The following is a 3,658-nucleotide window of genomic DNA, read 5'->3' as shown; positions in this document are numbered from 1 at the left end:
CCGTCGAATTTCCAAGTAAGAATACAGACCAGTGGTAGTGTTCGATTGCTGCAGGCAGTCTGCGAATTTCATTCCGTCACCGACAATACATTTTTATGAACTACCAGAGTTCGATAGTCCGTGTCAATTACACGAGCGAAGTCTCTCGATTCTCTCTACGAGGAATGCAAGGATTTCGACCTTGTGCTCGTGCCGGATGCGCCAATGGCAAGCGCCCTGAACCGGCGTCTCGACCAACCTCACTTCGGACCGTTCGCGATCACACCTCGGCGCTTGGCGGCCCGACGCCGAGAGCAAGCCGAGGACCGACTCGCGTTTCTTGAAATCATCGAGACGACGGATCTCAACTGGAAGGAGACGTCCTATGCGGTCGGGAACATCCTCCAGTGCTGGGAGTACCAAGGGACGGCTGACGCCGTTCTCGACTATGAACAGTTCGCAACGACGGCAACACACACTGCCGTCGACCACATCGCTGATATGGACACGACGTCCAAGCGTCTCACTGAGTACAGCATCGACGCCGACACGTCGGTCGCTGTCGTCGGATTCGAGCAGTTTACGGAACTCGAACGCTCAATCCTTCCGCCAGACTACGAGACGATCGACGCGTTCACCGAGGAGTCATTCGACTACCCACCGTTCCGAATTCTCGACTCACCGGCCGCAATCGTCGATGTCGTCCTCGACACGGTCACACCGGAGAACGCCGGCGACGTGGCTGTCGTCCTCGATGCAGCTAGTCAGTACTCACCGCTTATTGAGTCGGCACTCGAAGCTGCAGATATCCCATACTACGGTGGTCCAGGGTTCACTGATGATGCCCGTCACCGTGCATTCATACAGCTCCTCCGAAGTGCGCACGCTGGGCGAGATACACGAGTTGGCGACGTTCGACCACTCCTGACTCAGCTCGGGATGTCTATCGATATTGAGCACGACGAGAAGCGTCTCTTCGACCTCGACCGCTCGGAAGTCGACTGGCTCCTCGAGTTCCGCGATGAGATGCACACCAGCACGTTCGAGGAAGCCATCGACGCATACGAGGCGGTTACAGACACCACTATCGACGCATTCAGAGAGGAACTCGCGACGCTTGGCCTCTTGAACGACCACGTCACTGAATCGGCAGTTGACCGACTCGAATTCTATCTGCAGTCGTATGAGGTTCCCGTTGACCGTGAAAACGAAGGTGTCCTCTTGGCCGATGCGAAATCGGCCGCTCACGTCGACCGCACCGTCGTATTTTATCTCGGCATCGACGAAGGATGGACGCATTCGTCGCCTCGTCGTCCGTGGGTCGACCGAGACCAAGAGTTCGAGCGGAACATCCGTCAGTTCCAACTCCTCCTACAGAACGGCGTCGACCAGTACTACCTCGTGCAGGACACCGCCGGTGGGACGCCGGTCACCCCGTGTCTCTACTTCGAGGAACTGTTCGACGAGGAGTTCGACCGATTCAGTGACTTGGACTCACTGCAGCACTCACGAGCATTTCGACCAACGCAGGACGGGTTCGAAAGCGAACCACTCGACGTCTCTCCTGAGGACGTCACCACTCTCAGCCAGTCGAGTCTGAACACCTACGTCAACTCTCCTCGCGATTACTTCTTCAGTCGACTCGTCGATAACCCCGACAAGGAACACTTCAGGGAGGGGAACCTGTTCCACGACTTCGCAGAGTTCTATGTTTCACATCCGGACGTCATCACGAAAGACACACTCGATGAGGTCGCCACAGTCATGCTCGATGAGGTTGATCCGTTCCTCCGGGGCGTCGATCGGGAGGTCCGACTCACGAAATACCGTGTCGGCCTCGAAACCATCGTCGAATTTCTGGATGCAAATCCTCCTCAAAGTGGCGGCTTCAGGACGCCAGATAGTAGCTGGGGAGAGAATTTCTTCGCGGAGTATTACGATCGCCCCATAGATTCGTCAACTACCGAACGCTGGTTCGAGAACACCGACCTCGGCTTGAAAGGAAAGATCGACCTCGTTCACAGCCCGACCCGACTCCTCGACTACAAGAGCGGATCCAAGAAGTCGGCGTACTCCATCGTCAAACACTCAGCGCTCGACCCACCGAGCGACAAACCAAACTTTCAAGCGCTTCTCTATCTCGCACACCAGCGAACTGAGCGCCCAGGTGAAGAACTTCGGTTTACGTTCTTCCACTTCCTGGAGACACTTGACGATGTGGTGACGGGGAATGGGTCTCTGGAGGATTGTTTAACGACAGTAACGTATTATCCCGTTACGTACAAGGGCTACATCACGAGGGAAGACACCTTCACCGAACTGCAGGAAGACGCGGCGAACGACTGTAACAAGACCTTCTCTCAGGTGGAGTACGAGGAGTATCTGGCGTTCTTGGACAGACACGAATTCCCGGAGACGACAGACAAGGGAGAACTCATGGAATCTTCGTTTGCTCGCCTCTTGACGGAACAGATGAAGCAGAGTGTTGGGGACTACAAATACGTGAAAAACGGCTGCAAGCAGGCGCTAAGATACTTGCTCCGTATTCGAAAACGGAACTATTTCTCGGGCGATGTAGACGCATTCGAGCAGTTTGTCAAAGATCGCCGTTCGGAGTTGAACGACCGTCGCGCCGGTGATGAGCGCTTCCCGGTTCAAGGACTCGGCGGCGACCCGAACTATCGGTACGTGGACAACCGAGACTGCATCCTCGAGGGTGAGTCGCGATGATCACACCGAACGACCAACAGCAAGACCTCATCGACAGTAAAGAGGGCATCCACGTCGTCGACGCCGGCGCGGGGACCGGGAAGACGTTCACCGTCACCCGTCGATACGCAGAAATCGTCGATCAGGAAGACGTCGAGCCGGAGGATGTCCTCCTCGTGACGTTCACCAACAACGCGGCGACGGAGATGCGAGAGCGAATCGTCGCCAACTGTGACTACGGGATGCGTGAACTCGCTGACGCCCCGATTCAGACGTTCCACAGCCTCTGTCACGACATCCTCATGGAACACGGCTTCGAGGCTCCGACACTCCTCGGCATCGACGACCGAATTACGGGGTCCACACGCGTCCTCGAAGACGAGAACGTCGAGAAGGCGCAGTTCCGCGAGTTTATCCGCCGGTTCAGCGACGACCACCCCGAGTACGACGACTTCTTCCGCGCCGTCACAGAACCAGTCGAACTCCTCGGTTTGATCAATCAGCTCGCCGCGAAAGGTGTCTTCCCGACGGCCGATGGCTGGTACCGAAACAGCGAGCGGCATTTGGATGGAGACTTCGAGGCGTTTCGCGAGATCTTCGACGAACTGAATCAGCCCCGGAACGACGGGAACAAGCAATCCAAGCTTCGCTCAAAGCTCGGGCGCTATGGGAGAGATAAGTGCTACCTTCCGAACGCACCTGAGAAAGACGAGGTCCGGGGCGGGTGGGGTGAAAAGCAAGTTCCCGTTGCCGTCGCACGACTAACATTTGACGAACAGCGAGCGGGCCTCAAGAACTTCGTCCACGACGTCTACCACGAGTACCTGGAGTTCGCGCTCAGTCGGAATTACCTCAACTTCAGCTTTCTTCAACTATTTGCGTTCGTCCTGCTCTGTGACGACCACCGACTCCGCGATGACGTCGCGTTCGAGTACGTGATGATCGACGAGTTCCAAGACTCAAGCGAGAA

Annotated in this window: 2 protein-coding genes; both read left to right on the top strand. The window is 56.3% G+C overall.

The genetic code is table 11. The features are described from left to right. Positions 1–120 precede the first annotated feature (120 nt). Positions 121–2,709: a PD-(D/E)XK nuclease family protein gene (locus C5C07_RS20320; protein ID WP_199522778.1), complete on the top strand. Its 2,589-nt coding sequence runs from the start codon at positions 121–123 to the stop codon at positions 2,707–2,709. After that, the coding region (locus C5C07_RS20315; RefSeq protein WP_147302077.1) for a UvrD-helicase domain-containing protein at positions 2,706–3,658 on the top strand (953 nt) is incomplete at its 3' end. The genes C5C07_RS20320 and C5C07_RS20315, both read left to right, overlap by 4 nt.

Origin of the sequence: Haloferax sp. Atlit-4N (assembly GCF_003383025.1) — an archaeon.
In the GTDB taxonomy this organism is placed as follows: Archaea; Halobacteriota; Halobacteria; order Halobacteriales; family Haloferacaceae; genus Haloferax; species Haloferax gibbonsii.
This window is presented reverse-complemented; position numbering and strand designations above follow the sequence as displayed.